This window comes from Oceanicaulis sp. HTCC2633 (genome assembly GCF_000152745.1).
In the GTDB taxonomy this organism is placed as follows: Bacteria; Pseudomonadota; Alphaproteobacteria; order Caulobacterales; family Maricaulaceae; genus Oceanicaulis.
Genome location: NZ_CH672428.1, coordinates 2,969,228 through 2,994,553 on the forward strand (window position 1 = coordinate 2,969,228; position 25,326 = coordinate 2,994,553).

Genomic DNA, 25,326 nt, shown 5'->3' on the forward strand with positions numbered 1-25,326 from the left:
CGCTGCAGGGGCTGAGACTGTAGGAGACGACATGGCCGACGGGTCTATCGAGCGCGAATCCATGGAATATGATGTGGTCATCGCAGGGGCTGGTCCGGCCGGCCTTGCGGCGGCCATCCGTCTGAAGCAACGCTGCGAGGAAACGGGGCAGGACCTCTCCATCGCCGTTCTTGAAAAGGGCTCCGAAGTCGGCGCGCACATCCTCTCGGGCGTCGTATTCGATCCCAAGGCGCTCGATGAATTGCTGCCGGACTGGCGCAACGATCCCAGCCAGCCCTTCGACACCCAGGTCGAGGAAGACGTCTTCATGGCGCTGGGCGAAGCGGGCTCCGCGACGATCCCCGGCTTCGGCATGCCGCCCTTCATGCACAATCATGGCTGCTATGTCGGCTCGCTGGCCAATCTGTGCCGCTGGCTGGCTGAAAAGGCCGAGGCCATGGGCGTGGAGATCTATCCCGGCTTCCCCGCCGCCGAGTTCATCGAGGAAGACGGCGTCGTCAAGGGCGTCATCACCGGGGATATGGGCGTGGCGCGCGATGGCGGTCACAAGGACATGTACCAGCCCGGCATGGAGCTGCGCGGCAAGTATGTCCTGATCGGCGAAGGCGCGCGCGGCTCGCTGTCCAAGCAGCTGATCGACAAATACGGGCTGAGCGAGGATCGCGATCCGCAGAAATTCGGCATCGGCATGAAGGAGCTCTGGCGCGTGAAGCCGGAGAACTTCAAGAAGGGCCGGGTGCAGCACACCATGGGCTGGCCGCTGGACAATTCCACGGGCGGCGGCTCCTTCCTCTATCATTTCGGCGACAATCTGGTCGCGGTCGGCTTTGTGGTTCACCTTAACTACAAGAACCCGCACCTCTTCCCGTTCGGCGAATTCCAGCGCTTCAAGACGCACCCCGACATCGCGCCGATCTTCGAGGGCGCGGAGCGTCTGTCCTATGGCGCGCGGGCGATCACCGAGGGCGGCTATCAGTCCGTGCCCAAGCTGACCTTCCCGGGCGGCGCGCTGATCGGCTGTTCGGCCGGCTTCGTGAACGTGCCCCGCATCAAGGGCAGCCATAACGCCATGAAGACCGGCATGATGGCCGCCGAAGCCGCGTTCGACGCCATCGCCGAGGGCCGTCAGGGCGACGAGCTGACGGCCTATGCCGACGCCTATGACAAGTCCTGGGTCAAGAAAGAGCTCAAGACCGTTCGCAACGCCAAGCCGCTCTGGACCAGGTTCGGCACGGTGCTGGGCGTCGCGCTGGGCGGTCTCGACATGTGGACCAACTATCTGTTCGGCTTCTCGATCTTCGGCACGATGAGCCATGGCGGCACCGACGCCGAGGCGCTCAAGCCCGCCGACAAGTGCAAGCAGATCGATTATCCCAAGCCTGATGGCGTTCTGACCTTTGACCGTCTGTCCTCGGTGTTCATCTCCAACACCAACCATGAGGAGGATCAGCCGATCCACCTCAAGGTTAAGGATCCGGCGCTGCAGAAATCGTCCGAGTACGATGTCTATGGCGGTCCGTCCGCGCGGTATTGCCCGGCGGCTGTCTATGAATGGGTGACCCCGGATGAAGGCGGCGAGCCCAAGTTCGTGATCAACGCGCAGAACTGCGTGCATTGCAAAACCTGCGACATCAAGGATCCGAACCAGAACATCAACTGGACCACGCCTGAAGGCGGCGGCGGTCCCAATTATCCGAACATGTAAGGGCGGGGCGAGCATGCGCCCCGCACCCGGCATTCGCGCCGCGTTGAGATCGGTCCTGGCTTTCGGGCTGGGGCTGTCTCTGAGCGCGTGCGTCAGTGCGCCCTATCCCATCTTTCGCGATGAGCACGGATCGGCCTATGGCTCTTATCTGGCGGCGCGGTATGCCGGCGCCTCCCGCGAGCTTGATGCGTCCGCCGCGTATTATGCCGACGCGCTCGAGCGAGCGCCGGAATCGGGCCTGATCTCCCAACGCGCATTCTTTGCGGCTCTGATCGCGGGCGATTTCGATCATGCGGATGCGGCGGCGGAAGCCGCGGCGAATGATCCTGAAACCGCCCAGATTGCAGAGCTTTACTGGCGCGTGATCCAGCTGGGTCGCGGACGTGAGGCGGCCCGGATCGGCACGGCGCCCATCGGGCCCTTCTCCACGCTGGTCAGCACTGTGCTGTCTGACTGGGACGGTCTGGCGCGCGGTGACGCACCGGCCTGGACGCAAACCCGCATTCATCTTGAGAGCGAGGACATGATCCCCGCCCAGCAACAGATGCATCGCGCGCTGGTCCTGGACTATCTGGGACAGGATGATGCGGCGGATGCCGCCTACCGGGAAGCGCTGGCGGGCGTGCCGGGCCTGAGAGCGTTCAACACCTTGATGTACGGCGCTTTCCTGGAGCGTCAGGAACGGCGTGATGAAGCGCGCTCCTTGTACGCCAGTGCTCTGGAGGGGCCCGGCGCCGAGCGTTCGGATATTGCAGCGGCGCTGTCGCGGGTCGACCGGGGCGGGCGCGCGCCGCGCATGTACACGCTCCGTCAGGCCGCAGCGCGGGCGCTGTTTCCGCCCGCTTCGCTCATCAGCAACCGGGCGTCCGGGGAATACACCGTGCTGTTCCTGCGCGTGGTTCAGCGTCTGGACCCCGGGTTCGACTACAATACGCTCACTATCGCGCAGCTCCTGGATACGCTCGATCTGCGCGAGGCGGCGGTCGACGAGTATCGCAAGATTGATGACGGGCCGCTTCTGGAGCAGGTTCTGGTCAGTCGCCTCTGGCTGGAATTCCGCATGGATCAGCGCGAGTCGCTGGTGCAGGAAGCGCGGGCGCTGGTCCAAGACACGCCGAGCCAGTCCCGACAGCTTTTGCTGGCCGACATGCTGCGCGTCACCGACCGGTGCGGCGAGGCCATTCCGATCTATGCCCGCGTCTCTGAAGCAGCTGCGGAACGCGGTCAGCCGGACTGGCGCTTTGTCTTCTATCATGCGGCCTGTGTGGAGATCGCAGACGGCTGGGACGCTGCGGCGCCCCTGTTCGAAGAGGCGCTTGATCTGGCTCCGAACGAACCCATGCTGCTCAATCATCTGGGCTATAACCTGATCGTCGAGGGCGAGCAGATGGAGCGCGGCCTTCAAATGGTTGAGAGGGCCGTCTCGCTTGAGCCGTCCAATGGCGCCATCGTGGACTCGCTGGGCTGGGGCCAGTTCAAGCTCGGCCAAGTTGACGAGGCGATCTACTGGCTGGAACGGGCGGTCACGCTCAGCCCTGACAGCGGCACCAATAACTGGCATCTGGGCGACGCCTACGCCGCCGCAGGGCGCACGCTGGAAGCCCGTTTTCAATGGCGCCGGTCGCTGGAGCTGGATCTCGATGAAGACGAGCGCGCGCTGGTCGAACGGCGGCTGGAGCTGGGACTGGACGCCGGGCCGCCCGATCTGCCATGAGCGACGTCATGACGGACGCCGCCACAGAATTCGCCCCCGCCAAGGTCAACCTCACCCTGCGTGTCGGCGGACCGCGCGCCGATGGCTATCATCCGCTTGAGTCCCTTGTGGTGTTCGCGGACTGGAGCGATCAGCTCCGGGCGCTGCCTGCCGAGACGCTGACGCTCAGCCTGACCGGGCCGGGCGCTGAGGGATTGCAGGCCGATCCGCAGAATCTGGTGCTCAAGGCCGCCTATGCGTTGCGCGCCGCCGCCGACAAGCCCGAGCTGGGCGCGACGCTGACCCTCGACAAGCATTTGCCCGTTGCCGCGGGGCTGGGCGGGGGATCGTCAGACGCCGCCGCCGCCCTGCGCCTTCTCAACCGGGTCTGGGATCTGGGTTTCTCGATCAAGCAACTCGCCGAGATCGGCACGGTTGTGGGCGCGGATGTGCCCGCCTGCGTGCATGCGCGGCCTCTGCGGATGGAAGGAATTGGCGAGCGGGTGACCCCGCTGATCGCCTGGCCCGCCCTTCATGGGGTGATCGTGCATCCCGGCGCGCCGGTGCCGACAGGGCCCGTCTTCAAGGCGTATGACGCGACCGAGCCGGGCCGGCTCATGCCAGGCAAGCCGATGATCGCCGGCACGCTGGATGACGCCATCGACCGCCTTCTGCTGGATGGCAATGACCTTCAGGCGCCCGCCATCGCGCAGACGCCGGTGATCCAGACGGCGCTTGATGTGCTGTCCGCTCAACCCGGCGCGCGTCTGGCGCGCATGTCCGGCTCTGGCGCCAGCTGCTTTGCGCTGTTCGAGACTGCAGACGCCGCCCAGGCCGGCGCCGACGTGATTGCGCGCGAACATGCGGACTGGACGGCAAAGGCCGTGGTCTTCGGGGGCGCGGCGTGAGCGGGGCGGTGATCGCCATGGCGGCGAGCGCCGGGCTGGTCAGCCTGATTGTCTCCTTCCTCGTCCTGAAGGGCGGCATTCTCGATTTCCCCAACGCCCGGTCGAGCCATAGCGCGCCCACGCCGCGCGGGGGCGGGCTGGGCGTGCTGGCGGGCATGGGGGCGGGTGCGATCATCGCGAGCCTGTTCCCGCTGGGCGCGGGTGCGCTGGGCGGCGTGCTGGCGGTGACCCTGATGTTCGCGTTTCTTGGCTTTCTTGATGATCTGTTCGTGCTCGATGAGCGCCTGAAGCTCGCCGCCTTCATCATTTTCTGTCTGGCGATGGTGACTGCGGCCGGGCCCGTCACCCGCTTTGGGCTGACCTATGAGCTGGGTTTTGCGCTGCCGCCGCTGGTCGGCTGGATCGGCTCGGCGCTCTTTGTCTTTGTCGTTGTGAACGCTGTGAACTTCATGGATGGCTCGGACGGCATTCTCGCCGCGGTAATGATCCCCGCAGGCATCGCGCTGGCTCTGGCGGGCCTTGCGGCGGGCGTGATGACCAGCGTCATCACAGGGGTGCTGCTGGCCGCGAGCCTTGCGGGCTTCGTGCTGCTGAACTGGCCGCCTGCGAAGCTCTTTGCCGGGGATGTGGGCGCGCTGGGCGCCGGCGCGCTCTATGCCGGCGGAGCGCTGGCGCTCGTCAATCACGGCTTTTCCGGCACGCTCTGGCTCGCCCCGCTCTTGGTGCTGGTGTTTCTGGCCGATGTGCTGCTGACACTCTTGCGCCGGGCGCGGCATGGCCGCTTTTCGCTGTCAGCGCATCGCGAGCATGCCTATCAGCGCCTGATTGATAGCGGATGGAGCCATCAGGCCATTGCGCTTGTCTATGGCGGGCTGACCGCTGTGATCGGGCTCACGGGGCTTCTCGCCGCGCAGATCATGGACGGCGGCGTGCCGCTGGTCTTCGCGGTCTGGGTGGTCGTCCTGACCGGCTTGCACGTCTCGGTCGGGCGCATTGTTGGGCGGTAGCTGGATCAGGAGGCTTCGATGAACAGGTTGATCCTGGCACTGATGCTCTTGGCCATGTTGCTGATTGCTTGTGTCGTTGGGGTGGCTCTGATGATCTACGACCCGATGGATGCTTGCCTTGATGGTGGTGGTCGCTGGGTCGAAGAGGCTCAGGTTTGTGAATGCTCAGACGAACAACGGGGGACTTCAGCCCCAATGAGCCCAGAAGAGTACGAAACTTGCCGCTACGAACCTTCTGAACTCCCTCACTCGTAATACCAATTGTCATCCCGGACGCGCAGCGATCCGGGATCTACCGAAATCACTCTGTTCTGATCACAGAGACGCCTGCAGTAGATCCCGGCTCAGGGCCGGGATGACAAAGTGGTAAGGCATGGTCCGTAGCGGCATAGAACCTACAGCCGATCCAGCATCGCGCGGATGGCGTCGAGCTGGCTGGCGCCGAGCTTCATGGAGCGTTCGGGCGACCAGCCATAGATCGTGTCCGGCATGTCCGCATTGTCCTTGAAGGGCATTTCCAGCGTCATGGCGAGACAGCCGAAATGATGGCGCATCCAGTGGGTGGCGATGGAGAGGTCGGCGCTGTTCGGCGCATCGACCTTATAGCCGAACTGGGTCTGAAAATCGGGGTTGAAGCGTTTCAGCTCCGCCTTGTAGCCATCGAGCTTCTTCTGGTCAGCGTCCGTCCAGCCCGGCACGCCTTCGGCGCCCGCAATGAAGTTGTAGGGCAGGCCCTCATCGCCATGCATGTCGAGGAAGAAGTCGACCCCTGTCTCTTCCATGGCGTCGAGCACGCATTTGACTTCGGGAGAGTTTTCCGCGCTCGCCTTGTCCCATTCGCGGTTGAGGTTCACGCCCTTGGCGTTCGTGCGCAGATGGCCGCGGAAGGACCCGTCCGGGTTCATGTTCGGCACGATGTGGAAGACGGCTTTTGACAGCAGATTGCGCGCGACCGGATCAGTGTCATCAAGCAGGCGTTCCAGAAGGCCCTCGGCCGCCCATTCGGCCATGCTTTCGCCCGGGTGCTGGCGCGCGGTGATCCACAGCGTCTTCTTGCCCTCGCCCGGCTCGCCCACAATCAGGCGGTCCACGTCACGACCGTCCAGGGTTTCCCCGATCACATCGAGCGTCACGCGCGGATCGGCCTGGCACGCCGCGATCAGGGCGTCATGGCGGGCCATGGAGTAGGGGGCAAAATAGGCGACCCACACCGCGTCCGCATCCGGGGTGAGCGTCAGGACCAGCTGACCGTCCGCATAGGAGGTCTCGATCCGCTCCCAGCTTTCGCGGTCTTCGGACGCGACGGCCTGATAGCCGTCCCAGCCATCGAGATAGGCCGCGCCGCCGGCGTTCTCGATCACCATGCGGCAGGTCTGGCCCTTCGCGCCCGACAGGCGGAAATGGAACCATTGATAGAAATCCGAGCCATTGTCCTTTCGGATCTCAAGGCGGATGTCCTTGGGATCGGTGGCGGACTTCACAACGATATTGCCGGAATCAAACTGGCTGGAGATGCGCATGGCGGACCTTTAGCGGTTTGCAGATGTGAAAAGGGCGGCCAAGGCCGCCCGGTGGATCAGTATGCGCGCTCGACAACGAATTCTGGAAGGGCGGCCAGCGCCTCTGTCCATTCGTTCTGTGGTGCGATCTTGAGCGCGTTGACCGCGTTCGCGGCGTGCGTGCGGGCGGCTTCGAGCGTGGCGTCGAGGGCGCCGTGTTTCTTCAGGATGGCGAGGGCCTCGTCGAAATCGGCGTCGGTCTGCTCGCCGTCGCTGATGACGCGTTTCCAGAACGCGCGTTCGCGGGCGCTGGCGTTTTCCATGGCGAGCGCGACGGGCAGGGTGATCTTGCCTTCGCGGAAATCGTCGCCGGTGTTCTTGCCCAGCTCTGCAGCCATGCCGCCATAGTCAAGCGCATCGTCCACAAGCTGGAAGGCGAGACCCAGTTCGCGGCCATAGGTCTCCAGACCGTCTTCGATCGCCTTGTCCGAGCCGTAAAGGATCGGAGCGACCTGGGCGGCGGCGGAGAACAGGGCCGCGGTCTTCGCATCGATGATGCTCATGTATTCATCGCGGCTGATGTCGATATTGCGCACGGCGGCCAGCTGGCGCACCTCGCCCTCGGCGATCACCGAAGCGGCGCGGCTCAAGACATGGAGCGCGTCCATGGAGCCGGCGTCGACCATCATCATGAAGGAGCGCGCAAACAGGAAATCGCCGACCAGAACCGAATGGGCGTTGCCCCAGACAGTGTTGGCGGGCGCCTTGCCCCGGCGCAGCTCGCTTTCATCGACCACATCGTCATGCAGCAGCGTGGCCGAATGGATGTACTCAACGGCCGCCGCGAGGGAGACATGCCCGTCGCCCTCATAGCCCAGCATGCGGGCGGCGGTGACGGTGATCAGGGGGCGGATGCGCTTGCCGCCAGCGGCGACCAGATAGTCTGCAGTCTGGGGTATGGAGCGCGTGGCGCTGGCCATACGTTCCTCGATCACGGCCTCCACGGCGGCCATGTCATCGCTGGCGAGCGTGGCCAGCCGGATCACCGGATTGACCGGTTCTGCCTGAATGTCTGCCTGAGGGAGTCCGTTCACCCCGAGCCCCTTGATGTTCTCGTTCAGCGCGCCGCACAATAGGGAGCGCCCCCTGAAGCGGCAAGCACGCGACGCTGTGCCAACGCATTGGACGGTTCATTATAGGTGAACACGCATATAGGTCGGAGACCGGAATGATCGAAGTGCTTGCGACAAACGATCCCGTGAAACTCAGTTTCGCGCAGGCCGTCCTCAAGGAGGCGGGGATCGAGGCGGTGACGCTGGACGAGCAGACCGCCTCGACCTTTGGCGGGGCCTTGCCCTGGATCAAGCGTCGGATTCTCGTGCGAGAGCAGGACCGGGATCGCGCCAAGGCCCTGCTGGCCGAAGCGCTCAAGGATGATCAGGAAACGTGACGCAGACGCCGGACGCCTTTCTTGGCGGCAAGATCAGCCTGTACCAGCTTGAAGACGGCTATCGGGCCGGAATGGACGCGGCCGTGCTGGTCGCGGCGCTGAATCTCAAAGCGGGTCAGCGCGCCATGGAGTTTGGCTGCGGCGCCGGCGCGGCGCTTCTGGGCGCGGCGGCGCTCTATGAGGATGTGGAGCTCACGGGCGTCGAGCTGGACCCGAGAGCGGCGGCCTTGGCGCAGGACAATGTGGCGCTCAACCGAATGGAAGGCCGGGTCCGGGTTTCGGAAGGGGATGCGCTGGCCTATCGCGACGAGCGCGAGCTGGACGCCGTCTTCTTCAACCCGCCCTATTTTGATGATCCGTCCGCCCTACGTGCGCCCAAGGCGGGAAAGTCGCCCGCCTGGATGTCGGATGCAGGGCTTGCAGCCTGGATCGATACGGGCTTGCGTCGTCTCAGATCGGGCGGCGTCCTCACGGTCATTCAACGGGCGGACCGGCTGGATGACATTCTGGTGGCGCTGAAGGGGCGGGCGGGGGCGGTGAACGTGCTTCCCGTTCAGGCGCACGCGGACGAGCCCGCCAAGCGCGTCCTGGTGCAGGCGACGAAAACCGCCAAAGGGCGACTACAGCTCCGGCCGCCGCTGGTCCTGCATGAAGCGGGCGGGACCGGTTTCACGGCGGACGCGGATGCGATCTTCCGGGGCGAGGCGCGGCTTGAGTTTCGCCGCTGACACCCCACCTCTCTCCTATCTGGTTGGAGACGCAAAACAATGTCAGCAAAAGACACTCTGAAATCGGCCTGGGACAAGACCTGCCAGGCCGTCATCAGCCTTCTGGGCATGGACAAGCCCGTGGTGCCGGTCATCCGGCTGGAAGGAGTGATCATGTCGGGCGGGCGCAACGCCAACGCCCTGAACCTGCAGCGGGTGGAGAAACAGATCGAGAAAGCCTTCTCGATGACGGACGCGTCCGCCGTAGCGCTCCTGATCAACTCACCCGGCGGCAGCCCGGTGCAGTCGCGCCTCATCCATGAGCGCATCCGCGCGCTGGCGAATGAGAAGGACAAGGCCGTGCTCGCCTTCTGTGAGGATGTGGCCGCGTCCGGCGGGTACTTCCTGGCGGTTGCAGCCGATGAGATCTTCGTCGACCCCGCCACCATCATCGGCTCCATCGGCGTCATCAATGCGGGCTTCGGCTTTACCGAGGCGATGGAGAAACTCGGCGTCGAGCGTCGGGTGAAGACGGCGGGCAAGAGCAAGCTGATCGCTGATCCGTTCTCGCCCGAGACCGACGCCCAGAAAGAACGCATGGAGCGTTTGCTCAACACCGTGCACGGCCAGTTTATCGAGCTCGTCAAATCGCGCCGGGGCGAGAAGCTCAATCCGCAAGAGGGCGAGGAGCTGTTTGACGGCTCGGTCTTTACCGGAACCGAAGCCCTCCAGAACGGCATCGCCGACGAAATCGGCGATCTGCGCAGCGTCGTTCGCGCCCGCTTTGGCGAGGATGTGCGCGTGAAAGTGTTCAGCCCCGCCCGCCAAGGCCCGCTCTCGCGTCTGTTCGGCGCGGCGCTCGATGGCGTTGAACTGCGCGCAGTCTGGGCGCGCTTCGGGCTCTAGAATGCTGGAGCTGACGCTTCTGCTGGCGGCGGGCGCGGTGATCGCCTTCATCTTCTTCACCCGTCCCGCCAAAACCCGCCGCGACAAGACCGCGGACGCTGCTGCCGAAGCGGTCCGGCGCAAGCTTGAGCGCGAGGGGCGAGGGTAGGGTTTTCCTTGTCATCCCGGACGCGAAGCGATCCGGGATCTACCGAAAGCTCTCTATTCTGATCACAGAAATGAAACGGGCAGATCCCGGCTCAAGGCCGGGATGACACACATAAATGCTGAAATCCCGGCCAAGCGCAGTGCAGAGCTGGGGCCTTATGCAGGATAGAGCGCTTAAGCGGAGGCATTTTCCGGGCCTCGCGCTGTTCGCTCGGGAATTCAGAAGGGATCACCGCTCTCACCGCCCCTCTTGCTTGATCGGGGGCGCTGGCGGGCCTAGTGTCGCGCGCGCTTTTGCGTCCGCGATTTCCTGTCGGGCGCTTTCCTTGAAAACTGCCGACCGGACGCCCGCCGATGACCGCTTCAAAAGCCCCGAGCTTTCAGGATCTGATCCTCATCCTTCAGCGCTATTGGGCCGATCAGGGCTGCGCCATCCTGCAGCCCTATGACACCGAAGTGGGCGCGGGCACGCTGCACCCGGCGACGACGCTGCGGTCTCTGGGCGCCAAGCCCTGGCGGGCGGCCTATGTGCAGCCCTCGCGTCGTCCCGCCGATGGCCGCTATGGCGAGAACCCCAATCGCCTGCAGCACTATTATCAGTTCCAGGTCCTGCTGAAGCCGAGCCCGGCCAATCTGCAGGAATTGTATCTGGGTTCACTCGACGCCATCGGCATTGATCGCAAGCTGCATGATGTGCGCTTTGTGGAAGACGACTGGGAGAACCCCACCGTGGGCGCCTGGGGGCTGGGCTGGGAAGTCTGGTGCGACGGCATGGAAGTGAGCCAGTTCACGTATTTCCAGCAGGTTGGCGGTCTTGATGTGGAGCTCGTTTCAGGCGAGCTGACCTATGGTCTGGAACGCCTCGCCATGTATGTGCAGGGCGTCGAGAACGTCTACGACCTCGACTTCAACGGCGCCGGGATGAGCTATGGCGACGTGTTCCTCGAGAACGAGCGTCAGCAATCGACCTTCAATTTCGAGCATGCCGATGTGGACATGCTGATCAAATGGTTCGCCGACGCAGAGAAACAGTGTCAGGCGCTTCTCGCGCTGGAGACGCCGCTGCCGCTGCCCGCCTATGACTGGTGCCTGAAGGCGTCGCACCTCTTCAATCTGGTGGATGCGCGCGGGGCGATCTCGGTGGCCGAGCGCGCCAGCTGGATCGCGCGGGTGCGCGAACTGGCCAAGGGCTGCGCCAGCGCTTGGGTGGCGCTTGAAAAACAACGCGAGGAGCAAGCGGCATGACCGTGCATCTGTACTACAACCCGCAATCGCGGGCGGTGATGACGCTGTGGCTGCTGGAAGAGCTCGGCGTGTCCTACGACCTCAAGCCAGTCGACTATGAAGACGGCTCCATGCGGTCGGAAAGCTTTCTGGCGCTGAACCCGATGGGCAAGATCCCGGTGATCGTGGATGGCGACACGGTCGTGACCGAAACGGTCGCCATCGCGCTCTATCTGGCGGACAAGTACAAGGACAACGCCAATCTGGCGCCGGAAATCGATGATCCGCGCCGGGGCGAGTATCTGCGCTGGATCGTCTTCCAGGCCGCCTCCATCGAGCCGGCCATGCTGCAGGCGGGCATGAAGTTCGAGACCAATCAACGCTCGGCCGGCTGGGGCAATGTGCAGCTGGTGGCGCGGGTTCTGGAGAACCGCCTGTCGCTGGCGAGCCCGTATCTGTTCGGTGACTGGTTCACCGCGGCGGACCTGATTGTGGGCGGGGCGGTGAACTGGGCGATGCAGTTCGGCATGTTCCCCAAGACCCCGGCCATGAGCGCCTACGCCCAGCGGATGACCGAACGGCCCGCCTTCCAGCGCGCCTTCGCCACCCAGAATTCCTGACACAGACCTTCCGAGTATCACACCTCCCCATGGCCCAGTTTCTGTTTGAAATCTTCTGCGAGGAAATCCCCGCGCGCATGCAGGCGCGCGCCGAGGAGGACCTTGCCCGTCTGATGTCGGACCGCCTGAAAGAGGCGGGCCTGAAATGGGACAGCCTTGAGGCCTTCTCCGGCCCGCGTCGTCTGGGTGTCGTGATCGAGGGGCTGCCGCTGAAGACCGAGGATGTGCGCGAGGAACGCAAGGGTCCGCGCACCGATGCGCCGGAAAAGGCGCTCGAAGGCTTCATGCGCGGCGCCGGGATCACCAGCCTTGATCAGTGCAAGATCGAAGAGGGCAAGAAGGGCAGCTTCTATATCGCCGTCATCGAGAAGCCGGGGCGGGAGACCGCCGAGGTGATCGCTGAAGCCATCCCCGACATCCTCAAGAGCTTCCCCTGGCCCAAATCCATGAAGTTCGGCAAGGGCGAGACGGCCCAGCGCTGGGTGCGCCCGCTGCGCTCGCTGATCTCTTTGCTCGACGGTCAGGTCATCAAGACCGAGGTCTTTGGCATCAATTCCGGCGATGTCACCGACGGCCACCGCATTCACGGCTCCGGCCCATTCTCGGTCAGGGACTTTGCCGATTACGAAGCCAAGCTGCGCAAAAATGGCGTGATCCTGCGCCGGGACGAGCGCAAACAGCTGGTGCTCGACGGCGCCCGCCGCGTCTGTGAAGAGGCGGGGCTGGAGCTGATCGAGGATCAGGGGCTTCTGGAAGAGGTGACGGGGCTGGTCGAACATCCTGCGCCGATCCTTGGCGATATGGACCCCGACTTCCTCGACCTGCCGCCGGAAGTCATCGCGCTGACCATGAAGACGCACCAGAAATACTTCGCGGTGCGTGATCCGAAATCTCAGCGGCTGACCAGCAAATTCGTGGTTCTGGCCAATCAGGACGCGCCCGATGGCGGCAAGGCGATTGCGGCGGGCAATGCCCGCGTGCTCTCCGCCCGCCTGTCAGACGCGCGGCATTTCTGGGATCTGGATCGCAAGACCGGGCTTGAGGCGATGGCGTCAGAGCTTGGCAAGGTCACCTTCCACGAAAAGCTGGGCAGTGTGGCCGACAAGGTCGAGCGCGTGGCCAAGCTGGCGCGCGAGCTGGCGCCGGTCGTGGGCGCAGATGCGGACATGGCCGAGAAGGCCGCGCGTCTGGCGAAAGCCGATCTCGTCAGCCAGATGGTCTATGAATTTCCCGAGCTTCAGGGCGCGATGGGCCGCTATTACGCGCTCGACGCCGGCCTTGATCCGCAGATCGCCGACGCCATCAAGGATCATTACAAACCCCAAGGCCCGTCCGATGATGTGCCGACCGCGCCGGTCAGCGCCGCCGTCGCGCTGGCGGACAAGCTGGATACGCTGGTCGGCTTCTGGGCGATTGATGAAAAACCGACCGGCTCGAAAGACCCGTTCGCCCTGCGCCGCGCGGCGCTGGGCGTGATCCGGATTTTGCTGGATGGGGATTATCGTCTGGCTCTCAAAAAGCTCTTCTCGCCGACTGTTCTCGACTCCGCTGGTGGTGATGGTGGCGTGCAGGGTGACATGATTGCCAAGCGCGATGACCTCCTCGCCTTCTGTGCCGACCGCCTGAAGGTCCACCTCAAGGATGAAGGCGTGAAGCACGACGTCATCGACGCCGTGTTCGCGCTGGGTGATGACGATCTGGTGCGCGTCACCAAGAAGGCGCGCGCGCTGCAGGCCTTCATGAATTCAGACGATGGTCAGGCGCTGCTGCAGGGCTATCGCCGGGCGGCGAACATTCTGACGGCGGAAGAGAAGAAGGGCTTCGATCTTGCATCGGCCCGCGCCGAAGCTGTTTCCGGCTCGGATAAGGACACGGACGCCGCCCTGATGATCGCCATCGCCAAGACTGCGGACGCCGCTGAAGAGCGCGCGCTGATCGCGGCCATTGAGGGCGCGGACGAGGTGGCGTCGGTTGCTCTGACATCGGAAGACTTTGAAGGCGCCATGTCGGCGCTGTCGCAACTGCGCGAACCGGTCGACGCCTTCTTCGAGGCGGTTGTCGTGAACGCAGAAGATTCTATGGTGCGTCGCAATAGATTGTTGCTGTTGTCGCGGATTCGCGCAGCAGCTGATCAAGTGGCGGATTTCTCACGGTTGGAAGGGTAGGCGCGGGGGCGTCTGCTCTTTTCTCCGTTTTGACGATCAGGAAGGTGAGCCCCATGACGAAGTGGGTCTATGCATTCGGCGGCGGTTCGGCGGACGGCGACCGCGAGGATCGCAATCTTCTGGGCGGCAAGGGCGCGAACCTGGCTGAAATGGCCAAGCTCGGCCTGCCGGTTCCGCCCGGCTTTACGCTCACCACGGCGGTGTGCACCGCTTTCTATGAGAACGACCGCGAGTATCCGTCTGATCTGAATGATCAGGTCGAGGCGGCGCTGGCCGATCTTGAAGCCAAGGTCGGCAAAAAGTTTGGCGATCCGTCCAACCCGCTTCTGGTCTCGGTGCGCTCGGGCGCCCGCGCCTCCATGCCGGGCATGATGGATACGGTGCTGAACCTCGGCCTCAATGACGAGACCACCGAAGGCCTCGCCAAGCTTTCGGGCGACCGCCGCTTCGCGCTCGACAGCTATCGCCGTTTCATCACCATGTATTCGGACGTGGTGCTGGGCGTGCCGCACTCCACGTTCGAGGAGATCCTTGAGACCTTCAAGGAAGAGCGCGACTACAATCTCGACACCGAAATCACCGCTGAAGAGTGGGAAGAGGTGATCGCGCAGTACAAGAAGGCCGTTCAGCGCGCGCTTGATTTCCCGTTCCCCACCGATCCCCGCGACCAGCTCTGGGGCGCGATCGGGGCGGTGTTCGGCTCCTGGATGAATGACCGGGCCATCACCTATCGCCGCATGTACGACATCCCCGCCAGCTGGGGCACGGCGGTGAACGTTCAGGCGATGGTGTTCGGCAATATGGGCGACACCTCGGCCACGGGCGTCGCGTTCACCCGCGACCCGTCCACCGGCGAGAAGGGCTATTACGGCGAGTTCCTGATCAACGCCCAGGGCGAGGACGTGGTGGCGGGCATCCGCACGCCGCAATGCCTGACCGAAGCCATGCGCAAGAAGATGGATGACCATCTGCCGTCCATGGAAACCGCCATGCCGGACGTGTTCGCCCAGCTGTGCGAGGTTTTCGACAATCTCGAGAACCATTATCGCGACATGCAGGACATTGAGTTCACGGTCGAGCAGGGCCGTTTGTGGATGCTGCAGACCCGCAACGGCAAGCGCACCACCAAGGCGGCGCTGAAGATCGCCGTGGAAATGGTGGCCGAGGGCCTGATCAGCGAGGACGAGGCCGTTCTGCGCGTCGATCCGACCCAGCTCGATCAGCTGCTGCACCCCACCATTGATGAAAGCTATACGCGCGATGTGCTGGCCAAGGGCCTGCCCGCGAGCCCCGGCGCGGCATCGGGCGCTGTGGTGTTTGACGCGGACGAGGCCGAGACCCGCGCGTCGCAGGGCGAGAAGGTCATTCTGGTGCGCGTCGAGACCAGCCCGGAAGACATTCACGGCATGCACGCCGCCCAGGCCATCGTCACCGCCCGCGGCGGCATGACCAGCCACGCCGCCGTCGTGGCGCGCGGCATGGGCCGTCCGTGCGTCTCCGGCGCCGGCGAAATCCGCATCGACAATGACGCCCGCAGCTTCACCGCGCGGGGCCGTGTGGTGAAGGATGGCGACATCATCACCGTGGACGGCGCCACTGGCGAAGTGCTGATGGGTGAAGCGCCGATGATCAAGCCGGAAATGACCGGCGATTTCGCGGCGCTTATGACCTGGGCCGACAAGGCGCGCCGCATGAAGGTGCGCGCCAACGCCGAAACCCCCGCCGATGTCCAGACGGCCAAGGAGTTCGGCGCGGAAGGCATCGGCCTGTGCCGCACCGAGCACATGTTCTTTGACGCCGACCGCATTGCGGCCGTGCGTGAGATGATCCTGGCCGAAGACCAGACCGGCCGCATCGCGGCGCTGGCCAAGATCTTGCCCATGCAGCGTGACGATTTCGCGGAAATCTTCCGCATCATGGAAGACCGTCCGTGCACCATCCGCCTCTTGGACCCGCCGCTGCATGAATTCCTGCCGCACACCGAAGAGGATGTGCAGGCGGTGGCCGATGCGACGGGCCTGCCCGCCCAGGGCCTTTGGGAACGCGCCAAGGATCTGTCGGAATCCAACCCCATGCTGGGCCATCGCGGCTGTCGCCTGGGGATCACCTTCCCCGAAATCTACGAGATGCAGGCGCGCGCCATTTTCGAGGCGCAGGCGCTTGTGGAGAAGGAAACCGGCGTCAAACCGGTCGCCGAGGTGATGATCCCGCTCGTGGCCACTGCGAAAGAACTCGAAATCCTGAAGGTCCGCGTCGAGGCTGTTGCTGACGAGGTTGATCGCGAGACCGGCAAGCGTCCGCAATACCTGATCGGCACCATGATCGAACTACCGCGCGCCGCGCTGCGCGCCGGTGACATTGCCGAGCATGGCGAGTTCTTCTCCTTCGGCACCAATGACCTGACCCAGACCACGTTCGGCCTGTCGCGCGATGACGCGGGCAAGTTCCTGAGCGAGTATCTGGAAGCGGGCATTTTCGAGAAGGACCCGTTCGTCTCCCTCGATCAGGACGGCGTCGGGGATCTCGTTAAGATCGCCGCCGAGCGCGGTCGCGCCACCCGTCCCGGTTTGAAACTGGGGATTTGCGGCGAGCATGGCGGGGATCCCGCCTCGATCCGCTTCTGCGAATCGGCCGGGCTCGATTATGTGTCCTGTTCGCCATACCGGGTGCCGATTGCGCGCCTGGCGGCGGCGCAGGCCGTTCTCAAGAGCGGTGATTGAACGGCGCGCTAAGTCATTGTGAGATCAACAAGGAACCGTCTCTGCTCTTGCAGGGGCGGTTTCGCGCCTTATTTCGGGCATAGTCGATCCTTATTGACCCCGGCTTCATCCAAGCCCACCACTTAGACGGTGAGCGCGTTCAGGACACTCATTCATGGTCCTGATCTTGCTGATGGCGCTGCGTCCCTGATTGAGGGCGAGCCCCTTGGAGTTTTGTGAACTTGACGGTTACGACTCTTCTCCTTCGCGCCAAGAGCGCCCTGGCCGGTTTCGGCGTGCTGGCGGCGTTCGCTGTCATCGCGCTGGGCGTGAGCCTGGCGCCGGAACGGGCGCAAGAGCAGGACGAGGCCGGCGATCTTCGCGAACTGGCGCTGGAATTCCTGGAATTCGAACAGAGCCGGACCCCGCAGAGCGCCGACACGCCCTTCACCTTCGCCAGCTTCGAGATCGATTCCGATCCCGTGGAGGGCGCCGTGCTGGTTCAGCGCGCCATCGACAGCGTCGGTGCGCTCAATCTCAATGAGCTCGACGCCGCCCGCAACGCCGCGCGTGAGCGTCGCTGTCTGGCCGAAGCCATCTATTACGAAGCGCGCAGCGAGACGCTGGCGGGCCAGATGGCGGTGGCCGAAGTGGTGATCAACCGCTCGCTGCATCGCGCCTATCCGAACACGATCTGCGGCGTGGTCTATCAGGGCGCCGAGCGCTCGACGGGCTGCCAGTTCACCTTCACCTGCGACGGCTCGATGGCGGTCGCGCCCTATGGTCGGGGCTGGGAGCGGGCGCAAAACGTGGCCGACCATGCCCTGATGGGCTTTGCCCGTCCGGTGACCAACCGCGCGACGCACTACCACACCACGGCGGTCGACCCGCACTGGAATGATACGCTGGTGCGAACCCGGCGCATCGGCTCGCATGTCTTCTACCGCTTCCCCAATCGCTCTGAGCGACGACTGCTCGCCGAGCGTGAAGCCTGACGATGAAAAGGCCGCCCGATGGGCGGCCTTTTTGATTGCGGATCCATGGCCTGATCGCCTGAAGGGCGATAGAGTTCTCCCTATGGGGGAGCGATCATGATCCATGCCGAGGCGCTGGCGCCCATCGAGATGTTCCTGAACCGGATCGGATTGCCCGTGACGCGATCGGCGCTGTCAGAGGACAGCTTCCTGCCCGGCGTGGTGATCAAGAAGGGCGCTCTGGTCGTCGATCCCGAGCGTCTGGGCTCGCCTGGCGACATCCTGCATGAGGCGGGGCATCTGGCTGTCGCTCCGGGGCGTTTGCGCAATCATCTCGACGGTAATATCGACGCCTGCGCCGCCGCCCTGATCGCGGACCCGGAGCTTGGTGTTACTGACGCGGAAGCGGCCCAGATCGCCCGCACCGAACCGCAAGCCATCGCCTGGTCCTATGCCGCGGCGCTGGCGGCGGGCGTGTCGCCCGCGTGCGTGTTCTGGGAGCAAGGCTATGGCGGCCAGCATGGCGGTGCGCCGCAGCTGGTGATGATGCAGGTGGCGCAGGGCTTCTTCCCTGGCGTTCAGGGGCTTGTTCGAGCTGAGCTGTGCTCGGCCCCGCCGCCCTTTGGCGATCCGGCCGATCCGGGCCCGTTTCCGCAGATGAAGCGCTGGCTGGCGGCCTAGCGCTCGTCGAGCCCCAGATCGAAATTGGGCGCGGAATGGGTCAGGGCGCCAACGCTGATCACATCGACGCCGGTTTCCGCGATGGCGCGGACAGTCTCCAGATTGACCCCGCCCGAGGCTTCCAGATTGGCGCGGCCATCGGTCAGAAGCACTGCGGCGCGCAGATCGTCCAGGCTGAAATTATCGAGCAGCACGCTCTCCGCGCCCGCGGAGAGGGCCTCTTCGAGCTGATCGAGCCGATCCACCTCGACCGCGACGCGGGTCATGTGACCGGCGAAGGAGCGGGCGCGTTTCACCGCTTCCCCGACCGAGCCGCACACGGCCACATGGTTATCCTTGATCAGGATGGCGTCATCGAGGCCGTAGCGGTGATAGCTGCCGCCGCCCGCGCGCACCGCCTGCAATTCGACTGCGCGCAGGCCCGGCGTGGTTTTGCGGGTGTGCGCGATGACTGCGCCCGTGTCCGCGATGGCTGTGACATACTGGCGAGTAAGCGTGGCGATGCCGCTCATCCGCCCGAGAAAATTCAGCGCCGGGCGTTCCGCCGTCAGGATGCCAAGGGCTGGCCCTTCGACCAGGGCGACCACATCGCCTTTTTCCAGAATATCACCGTCGCGCTTGCGCCAGGTGACGGCGATATCGCGATCCACCTGATCAAAACAGGCGTCGGCGGCCTGCCGGCCGGCCAGCACGCCATTGGCGCGGCTTGCGATGACAAAGCTCGCATTCCTGTCGGCCGGAATGGTGGCGAGCGAGGTGACATCGCCGCGCCCGCCCAGATCTTCCTCGAGCGCACGGGTGACGAGCGCGTGGATGATGTGGCGCGGCAGGGCAGGGGTCATGTCAGGCGGCTCCGGCTTGGCGCAGCTTGGCCTGCGCCGGGTAGAGGTCAGCAAGTTTCAGGCGGGTATGGCCGCCCCGGGGGGCGGTGTGCGGGAAATCCGTGCGGCTGTGCCCGCCCCGGCTTTCCTCGCGCGCCAGCGCGCCCTGGGTCAGAAAGCGCGCGGCGACCAGGGCCGGCGCAGCGCCGTGCTCGGCTTCCAACGCGTGAATCAGGGTGGAGAGCGCACTCAGCCCCTCCGCATCGCGGATGACGCCGGCGTGCGCGCTGATGTTGGCGCGCAGGGTCTGCAGGGCGCTGTGAGGCAGGGCGGGCGGGGTCTTGGCCTCTCCGGTCTTCACCGTGCGGCTGGGCGCGCGCCTGATGGCGTCCGCGGCGCGATGGCCAAAGACCAGACCTTCCAGCAATGAGTTGGACGCCAGACGGTTCGCGCCATGAACGCCCGTGGAGGCGCATTCACCCACCGCCCACAGGCCCGGCACGCCGGTAAAGCCATCAAGATCGGTTTCCACCCCGCCCATATGATAGTGGGCGGCCGGGGCGACCGGGATCGGATCGGTGCGCGGATCAACGCCGCCGCTCATGCACGCTGCGAAGACCGCCGGGAAATGGTCAGGAAACGCCGCGCCCACCGCCTCGCGGGCATCGAGATAGGCGCCCGCGCCCGACAGGTTCTGCGCATGAACGGCGCGGGCGACCACGTCGCGCGGCGCCAGCTCGGCCAGCTCATGCACGTCCGGCATGAAGCGATGGCCGTTGCGGTCAATCAGTACTGCGCCTTCCCCGCGCAGGGCTTCAGTGGCCAGCGGCGCCGGGTCGCGGCCAATATCAATGGCGGTGGGGTGAAACTGGACAAATTCGGGATCACGGATCACCGCGCCCAGCTGGGCCGCCATCACCATGGCCTGCCCCTGGCTGGTCCAGGGCGTGGTGGTGACCGCATAAAGCCCGCCAATAGAGCCCGTGGCGAGCACGGTATGGCTTGCTTCGATCGGGTGCAGCCTGCCTTCAGGATCCCGCGCCAGAACACCGGCGCAGCCCCTGGCCTGATCGGGCAGCAGGGCTTCGGCGCGCCAGCCGTCCCGGATCTCGATATGGTCGGCCTCGCGCACGGCGGTAATCAGAGCGGCGAGAATGCCCGCTCCTGCCTGATCACCCTTCATCCGGGCGACGCGGGCGACCGAGTGCGCGGCCTCGCGCGACAAGGACCAGCCGCCAGTTTTCTTGCGTTCAAACCCGGCGCCGATGTCATAGAGGGCGCGGACTTCGCTGGCCCCTGCGCTCGCCAGCACCATGGCGGCGGTCTCATCCACCAGCCCGGCGCCCGCCATCACCGTATCGCGGGCATGCAGCGCCGCGCTGTCATCAGGGCCAAGCGCCGCCGCCACCCCGCCCTGCGCCCAGCCGGTCGAGGAGCCATCCCCCAGGGTGGAGCCCGTCAGCAGGACGACGGGATGGGGCGCGGCCTTCAAGGCCGTCCACAACCCGGCGATCCCGGCGCCGACAATGAGGATGGGGTGGGTCAAAGCATCACCACAGAAGAAAACGCCCGCCGGAGCGGGCGCTTGTCAGATTCAGATCGCCACATAAGGCACGTTGGCCAGCGGTTTACCGGTGTCAAAGCTCGGCGGATTGTCAGCCTTGGGCAGGTCCAGCATGGCTTGCAGGCTGGCCTTGGCTTTCTCCGCGATCACCGGATCGACCTCGACCTCGTGTTTCATGTCGCGCAGCGCTTCATAGATATTGGTCAGGCTGATGCGCTTCATGTGCGGGCACAGATTGCAGGGCTTGATGAACTGAACGCCGGGGTTCTCGACAGAGACATTGTCACTCATCGAGCACTCGGTGATCAGGATCGCCTTTTTCGGCGCCTTGTCTTTGACATAGGCGGCCATCGCCCCGGTGGAGCCGGCGAAATCGGCCGCGGCCATCACTTCGGGCGGGCATTCGGGGTGGGTGATGATCACCGCTTCGGGGTGCGCGTCTCGCAGATCCTGAATATCCTGCGGCGTGAACTGCTCGTGCACTTCGCACTCGCCTTGCCAGGTCAGGATCTTGATGCCGGTCTGGGCGGCGACGTTTTTCGCCAGATACTGATCGGGGATCATGATGACCGTATCGGTGTTCCACTGCTTGGCCACAGCCTCGACCACCTGGACGGCGTTCGAGCTGGTGCAGCAGATATCCGAATAGGCCTTCACCTCGGCGGACGTGTTCACATAGGTGACGATGGGATAGTCGGGATAGGCCGCCTTGATCGCCTGCACGTCCGCGCCGGTGATGGAGCTCGCGAGCGAGCAACCCGCTTCGATGTCGGGGATCAGCACGGTCTTGTTCGGCGACAGGATCTTGGCGGTTTCGGCCATGAAATGCACGCCGGCCTGCAGAATGATGTCTTCTTCCGCTTCGGCGGCGACCTGGGCGAGTTTCAGGGAATCCCCGGTAATATCGCCGACGCAGTTGAAGATTTCCGGCGTCATGTAGTTGTGCGCCAGGATGGTCGCGCCACGCAGAGCCTTGAGCTGGTTGATGGCGTCGATCAGCGGCGCGAAGGCCGGCCATTCCATCGGGGTGACCACGTCCTTGACGCGCGCATAGAGATGATCCGTGCGCGCCTTGACGGCGTCGTCATACACAAGCGCGCTCGCCTCGGGCCAGATGCGCTCGGCGGCGTCCTTACCGGTTTCAGTCCAGCTCATGCCGTCCATGGTCGTCCTCCTTCAGCCCTCTTATGTGCAGACTTATGCTCGATATGAGCATTTCAAGGGCCTTAAACGACGGCGATCACTCGAAGGTGTCGCCGACCTTTTGCTCTACATGAGCCTAAGTGGGGGCGAATATACGCCGATGAAAGGGGGTGGCAAGTTGAAACTTTCATGACGGGTCATGATGGCGGAACACGGCCTCGGGAAGGCCCGAACTCAGCCCTCTGCTCATGAATTGCGAAAAGATTACTGAGTGTTAATAAAGGGTGGCCGCTGAAGCGATTGAGACAGCTCCGGACTTCCTTCATAGCTGGTCGCCTAGGGGCTTGATCAGAGCGTCTACACCTCAGGAAGTTGTCGAAGGGCGCAGTCAGTTCTCGGATGTCTACAGCTCAAGCCTTTGAACACGCACGCGCCTTGCATGCAGCGGGACGCCTTCAGGACGCAATCCAAGGCTATTCCGCCTTGCTTGAGCGTCTCTCGGACACGGGTTTCCTGCACTTCTTCAGGGGACAGGCCGCTTATGGGCTTGGACGGCTTGAAGAGGCGGAAGCAGACTTCCGCGCCCAGCTTGCTCTGACGCCCGAGCATCCTCAGACCCTTGAATATCTGGGAGATGCGCAGAGAAATCTGGGGCGAGTGGAAGACGCCTTCGAGACCTATGAGGCGCTGAGCCGTCTGGCGCCCGAGAATGCAGACGCCTTCTTCCGGGCGGCCCTGGCCCGCAAGACCGTGTCCGAAGACGCGTTCTTCAAACGTCTCGAACGCTTTGTGGACGAAACGCCGCTGACAGCCGAGCGGGCGTCAGCCGGCTTCGGTCTGGCCAAGGCGTTGGGCGATCTGGGGCGCGAGGACCAGCAGATGGAGGTGCTCCATCGCGCGAACGCAGCCCTGCGCCAGAGCTATGCCTTTGACTTGCAGCAGGTCGAGCAGCAGTTCGATCTGATCAAGTCCGTATTCTCTGCAGAGGCTCTGGCGAAAGCGGCTCCGATCGAGGTTGAGGCGGCGCCGATCTTCATCGTGGGCATGCCGCGCAGCGGCTCCACCCTGACCGAATCCATTCTGGCCGCCATGCCGGGCGTCACCGCCGGGAGCGAGCTCACCACCCTGTCGGAAACCCTGGGCGCCTATGAACAGGCGGGCGGGCGTGCGGACGCCTTGCCGGGCGCCGTCCCGCAAAACCGTGTCAGCCTTGCGCAGATCTACACGAACGCCGTGCGCCAGCGCTTTCCGGGCGCGGAGCGCTTCACCGACAAGATGCTGGGCAATTTCGCGCTGATCGGCGTGATCCGTCTGATCCTGCCGCGCGCCAGTCTCATCCAGATGCGCCGCAACGGCCTGGACATGGGCTGGTCGATCTACGCCAACCATTTCCTCGGAACCCTGCATCCCTATGCCTATGACCTGGCCGAGCTTGGCGGCTATATCGCGCTTTACGAGGACCTCATGGCGCACTGGCGCGATCTGGCGCCGCAGGCGCTGCATGTCCAGTCCTATGAGGCGCTCGTCGGCGACGCCGAGGGCGAGAGCCGGCGAATGGCCGAGTTTTGCGGCCTGGACTGGTCGCGCGACTGTCTGGATGTGAACAAGCGTCGCGGCGCGCAATGGACCCGGAGTTCCGATCAGGTCCGCAATCCCATTCACATGGCGGGCGTGGGTCGGGGACAGGCGCGCGCCGAGGCGCTGTCCGCATTCACGGACGGATATGAAGCCTGGCGGGAAAGGCTGGCGAAGAAGGCGCGCTAGCCGCTTTCCTTGGCGCGGGGAATGGACAGGCCTAGGGCGGCGCCCGCGGTCAGGTTCTCGCGGGCGAACCGGTAAAGCTCGGCCGGGCGACCGCCGGTCTGGCTTTCCACCCGGCCTGTTCCTGCGACGAAGCCGGCCCGATCCAGCGCGCGGCGGAAATTCTGCTTGTGCAGGGGGAAGCCGGAGACCGATTCCACAACGCGCTGCAGGTCCGACAGAGTGAAGCTGTCGCTCATCAGTTCAAACACAACGGGGCGGTATTTGATCTTGCCGCGCAGACGCGAGAGCGCCGTCGCCAGGATGCGGCGATGGTCCGACGCCATGGCGACGCCCATGCCGTCCGGCGCGGCGTTCGGTTCGCCGCGGTCGCGGGCGGCCTCTGCGACGAGGCCAGCCTCGTACAGCAGCTCATAACGATCAAGCGCGCGCTCTTCATTCCACAGGGCGCCATCCAGACCGAAAGTGGCGCGGACGCGATCAAAGCGCGCGGCGCGACGACCGGGCGCGGCGGCTTCATCACACCAGGAGCGCAAGGCCGGCTCTATGACACGGATCAGGATGGCGGGACGGCCGCAGCGATGATCTTCCCAGGGGAAGAAACGCGTCCAGCTGTCCCAATGCGCTTCAGTATTGTTCAGCGGGCGAGCGTCCGGCGTCAGGCCCAGATACCCCACGGACAGCACCCGCGCATCCTGCGCGCCCGCCAGCGCGGCCAGCGGCGCCTCGCGCCCCCGGTCGCCGAATGTGTAGAGCTGTTCCACATAGCCGAGTTCAAACCCGGTCTGGTCCCGCACCCATTCGCGCAGGCCGATCTCGAAAGTGCGGTGGGCGCTGGGGTCGAAGGGACCGAAGGGCAGGGCCGGCTCGCCGCCTTCAACGCTCTCGGTGACCAGTACTTTCAACTCGCCTTCGGAAGCCGCGAAGATCACGGCGTTGAGTCCGACCACGAGCGGCTGGATGGCGGCGTTGAGATCGGGTTTCATCGACCGAGTTCTCCCTCGGTCAGCGTGTGAAGCTCGGAAAAGCGCTCGAGAAACAGGGCCTGCGCCGCTTTCACGGGCAGCGGGTTGATCTCCACCTTCGCCTCCACGGGCGGCCGACCGAAGAGCTTGCGGCCTTCCTCCACGGTGAAGCCGGCGATCTGCACCGCCTCATGATAGGCGCAGATCCGGTCCGCCCGCTTGATCGTGGTCTTGATCGACTTGGGCAGTTCAGGCGGCAGGCCGTAGCGCATGTGGATCGCCCCCTCCAGCCGGGCTTCGAACGCTTTGTAATCATAGCCCAGAGCGGCCTTGAAGGGCGAGATCATATCGCCGATCACGTACTCGGCTGCGTCATGCAGCAGGGCGGCGAGCCGCCATTTGGCGGGCCAGTCGGGCTCCAGCAGGCCGCACAATTGCTCCACCACAACCGAATGCTCGGCGACCGAAAAGGCATGGTCGCCCATGGTCTGCCCGTTCCAGCGCGCCACCCGCGCCAACCCCTGGGCGATGTCGTCGATCTCCACGTCAAAGGGCGAGGGATCCAGAAGGTCCAGCCGACGTCCCGACAGCATGCGTTGCCAGGCGCGAACCGGTTTCTCGGTCGCTGGTTTGCCGTCTCCACGTGCTGACCGCGCCACTTTGTCCCGCTCCATTCGGCTTTCATTC

Annotated in this window: 23 protein-coding genes; 16 read left to right on the forward strand and 7 right to left on the reverse strand. The window is 64.6% G+C overall.

The features are described from left to right. Window positions 1–31 precede the first annotated feature (31 nt). Genes OA2633_RS13995 through OA2633_RS14015 form a run of 5 tightly spaced genes read left to right on the forward strand, consistent with a single transcriptional unit; the run spans window position 32 to window position 5,568 of the window. The gene (locus OA2633_RS13995) at window positions 32–1,705 is read left to right on the forward strand and encodes an electron transfer flavoprotein-ubiquinone oxidoreductase (protein WP_009803232.1); all 1,674 of its coding nucleotides are present in this window, start codon (window positions 32–34) and stop codon (window positions 1,703–1,705) included. A gap of 13 nt (window positions 1,706–1,718) precedes the next feature. Further along, entirely contained in the window at window positions 1,719–3,419 is a 1,701-nt protein-coding gene (locus OA2633_RS14000; protein WP_009803233.1) for a hypothetical protein, read from the forward strand. An 8-nt stretch (window positions 3,420–3,427) separates the two neighbouring features. Continuing rightward, on the forward strand, window positions 3,428–4,306 hold the full coding sequence (locus OA2633_RS14005) for a 4-(cytidine 5'-diphospho)-2-C-methyl-D-erythritol kinase (RefSeq protein WP_040613738.1): 879 nt from the start codon (window positions 3,428–3,430) through the stop codon (window positions 4,304–4,306). After that, window positions 4,303–5,313: a hypothetical protein gene (locus OA2633_RS14010; protein WP_050752884.1), complete on the forward strand. Its 1,011-nt coding sequence runs from the start codon at window positions 4,303–4,305 to the stop codon at window positions 5,311–5,313. The genes OA2633_RS14005 and OA2633_RS14010 overlap by 4 nt, the downstream gene beginning before the upstream one ends. Window positions 5,314–5,331: 18 nt before the next feature. Further along, window positions 5,332–5,568, forward strand: a complete 237-nt coding sequence (locus OA2633_RS14015; protein WP_009803236.1) for a hypothetical protein — start codon at window positions 5,332–5,334, stop codon at window positions 5,566–5,568. Between the two features lie 140 nt (window positions 5,569–5,708). Here OA2633_RS14015 and OA2633_RS14020 read toward each other — a convergent pair whose 3' ends face one another. Together OA2633_RS14020 and OA2633_RS14025 are read right to left on the reverse strand one after the other, a co-directional pair. Beyond that, window positions 5,709–6,833, reverse strand: a complete 1,125-nt coding sequence (locus tag OA2633_RS14020; protein ID WP_009803237.1) for a M14-type cytosolic carboxypeptidase — start codon at window positions 6,831–6,833, stop codon at window positions 5,709–5,711. A 56-nt stretch (window positions 6,834–6,889) separates the two neighbouring features. Further along, complete coding sequence (locus OA2633_RS14025; RefSeq protein WP_156776446.1) at window positions 6,890–7,825, reverse strand: polyprenyl synthetase family protein; 936 nt, start codon at window positions 7,823–7,825, stop codon at window positions 6,890–6,892. Window positions 7,826–8,040: 215 nt separating this feature from the next. Here OA2633_RS14025 and OA2633_RS14030 point away from each other — a divergent pair, with 215 nt between their 5' ends. The 10 genes from OA2633_RS14030 to OA2633_RS14070 all read left to right on the forward strand — a co-directional run bounded on the left by OA2633_RS14030 (window position 8,041) and on the right by OA2633_RS14070 (window position 18,385). Continuing rightward, window positions 8,041–8,262 (forward strand): DUF2007 domain-containing protein, encoded by a 222-nt coding sequence (locus tag OA2633_RS14030; RefSeq protein ID WP_009803239.1) that lies wholly within the window; start codon window positions 8,041–8,043, stop codon window positions 8,260–8,262. Further along, window positions 8,259–8,990, forward strand: coding sequence for a tRNA1(Val) (adenine(37)-N6)-methyltransferase (locus OA2633_RS14035; protein ID WP_009803240.1), 732 nt, complete (start codon window positions 8,259–8,261; stop codon window positions 8,988–8,990). Before OA2633_RS14030 ends, OA2633_RS14035 begins: the two co-directional genes overlap by 4 nt. Before the next feature lie 39 nt (window positions 8,991–9,029). After that, window positions 9,030–9,875 carry a S49 family peptidase gene (locus OA2633_RS14040; RefSeq protein ID WP_009803241.1) on the forward strand — a complete coding sequence of 282 codons (846 nt, stop codon included), beginning with the start codon at window positions 9,030–9,032 and terminating at the stop codon, window positions 9,873–9,875. Between the two features lies 1 nt (window position 9,876). Then, on the forward strand, window positions 9,877–10,023 hold the full coding sequence (locus tag OA2633_RS16215) for a hypothetical protein (RefSeq protein ID WP_009803242.1): 147 nt from the start codon (window positions 9,877–9,879) through the stop codon (window positions 10,021–10,023). Window positions 10,024–10,376: 353 nt separating this feature from the next. After that, the gene (locus OA2633_RS14045; RefSeq protein WP_009803243.1) at window positions 10,377–11,267 is read left to right on the forward strand and encodes a glycine--tRNA ligase subunit alpha; all 891 of its coding nucleotides are present in this window, start codon (window positions 10,377–10,379) and stop codon (window positions 11,265–11,267) included. Beyond that, entirely contained in the window at window positions 11,264–11,866 is a 603-nt protein-coding gene (locus tag OA2633_RS14050; RefSeq protein WP_009803244.1) for a glutathione S-transferase family protein, read from the forward strand. Before OA2633_RS14045 ends, OA2633_RS14050 begins: the two co-directional genes overlap by 4 nt. 29 nt (window positions 11,867–11,895) lie before the next feature. After that, complete coding sequence (glyS, locus tag OA2633_RS14055; RefSeq protein WP_009803245.1) at window positions 11,896–14,031, forward strand: glycine--tRNA ligase subunit beta; 2,136 nt, start codon at window positions 11,896–11,898, stop codon at window positions 14,029–14,031. 53 nt (window positions 14,032–14,084) lie between these two features. Beyond that, window positions 14,085–16,751: a pyruvate, phosphate dikinase gene (gene ppdK, locus OA2633_RS14060; RefSeq protein ID WP_009803246.1), complete on the forward strand. Its 2,667-nt coding sequence runs from the start codon at window positions 14,085–14,087 to the stop codon at window positions 16,749–16,751. Window positions 16,752–16,966: 215 nt separating this feature from the next. After that, window positions 16,967–17,725 (forward strand): cell wall hydrolase, encoded by a 759-nt coding sequence (locus tag OA2633_RS14065; protein WP_009803247.1) that lies wholly within the window; start codon window positions 16,967–16,969, stop codon window positions 17,723–17,725. A gap of 96 nt (window positions 17,726–17,821) precedes the next feature. Beyond that, complete coding sequence (locus OA2633_RS14070) at window positions 17,822–18,385, forward strand: hypothetical protein (RefSeq protein WP_009803248.1); 564 nt, start codon at window positions 17,822–17,824, stop codon at window positions 18,383–18,385. Here the strand turns inward: OA2633_RS14070 and nadC are convergent. From nadC to nadA, 3 genes are read right to left on the reverse strand one after another with little or no spacing between them, the layout of a single operon-like run. Continuing rightward, window positions 18,382–19,227, reverse strand: a complete 846-nt coding sequence (nadC, locus tag OA2633_RS14075) for a carboxylating nicotinate-nucleotide diphosphorylase (RefSeq protein WP_009803249.1) — start codon at window positions 19,225–19,227, stop codon at window positions 18,382–18,384. The genes OA2633_RS14070 and nadC overlap by 4 nt on opposite strands. A gap of 1 nt (window position 19,228) precedes the next feature. After that, on the reverse strand, window positions 19,229–20,752 hold the full coding sequence (locus OA2633_RS14080) for an L-aspartate oxidase (protein WP_009803250.1): 1,524 nt from the start codon (window positions 20,750–20,752) through the stop codon (window positions 19,229–19,231). Between the two features lie 48 nt (window positions 20,753–20,800). Then, window positions 20,801–21,934 carry a quinolinate synthase NadA gene (nadA, locus tag OA2633_RS14085; protein WP_009803251.1) on the reverse strand — a complete coding sequence of 378 codons (1,134 nt, stop codon included), beginning with the start codon at window positions 21,932–21,934 and terminating at the stop codon, window positions 20,801–20,803. 378 nt (window positions 21,935–22,312) lie between these two features. Here nadA and OA2633_RS14090 point away from each other — a divergent pair, with 378 nt between their 5' ends. Further along, window positions 22,313–23,677 (forward strand): sulfotransferase, encoded by a 1,365-nt coding sequence (locus OA2633_RS14090; protein WP_083783290.1) that lies wholly within the window; start codon window positions 22,313–22,315, stop codon window positions 23,675–23,677. On the opposite strand, the gene OA2633_RS14095 is transcribed toward OA2633_RS14090, so the two are convergent. Together OA2633_RS14095 and OA2633_RS14100 are read right to left on the reverse strand one after the other, a co-directional pair. After that, window positions 23,674–24,660 carry an NAD regulator gene (locus OA2633_RS14095; RefSeq protein ID WP_009803253.1) on the reverse strand — a complete coding sequence of 329 codons (987 nt, stop codon included), beginning with the start codon at window positions 24,658–24,660 and terminating at the stop codon, window positions 23,674–23,676. The genes OA2633_RS14090 and OA2633_RS14095 overlap by 4 nt on opposite strands. Beyond that, window positions 24,657–25,313, reverse strand: a complete 657-nt coding sequence (locus OA2633_RS14100; protein WP_009803254.1) for an HD family hydrolase — start codon at window positions 25,311–25,313, stop codon at window positions 24,657–24,659. Before OA2633_RS14100 ends, OA2633_RS14095 begins: the two co-directional genes overlap by 4 nt. Window positions 25,314–25,326 lie beyond the last annotated feature (13 nt).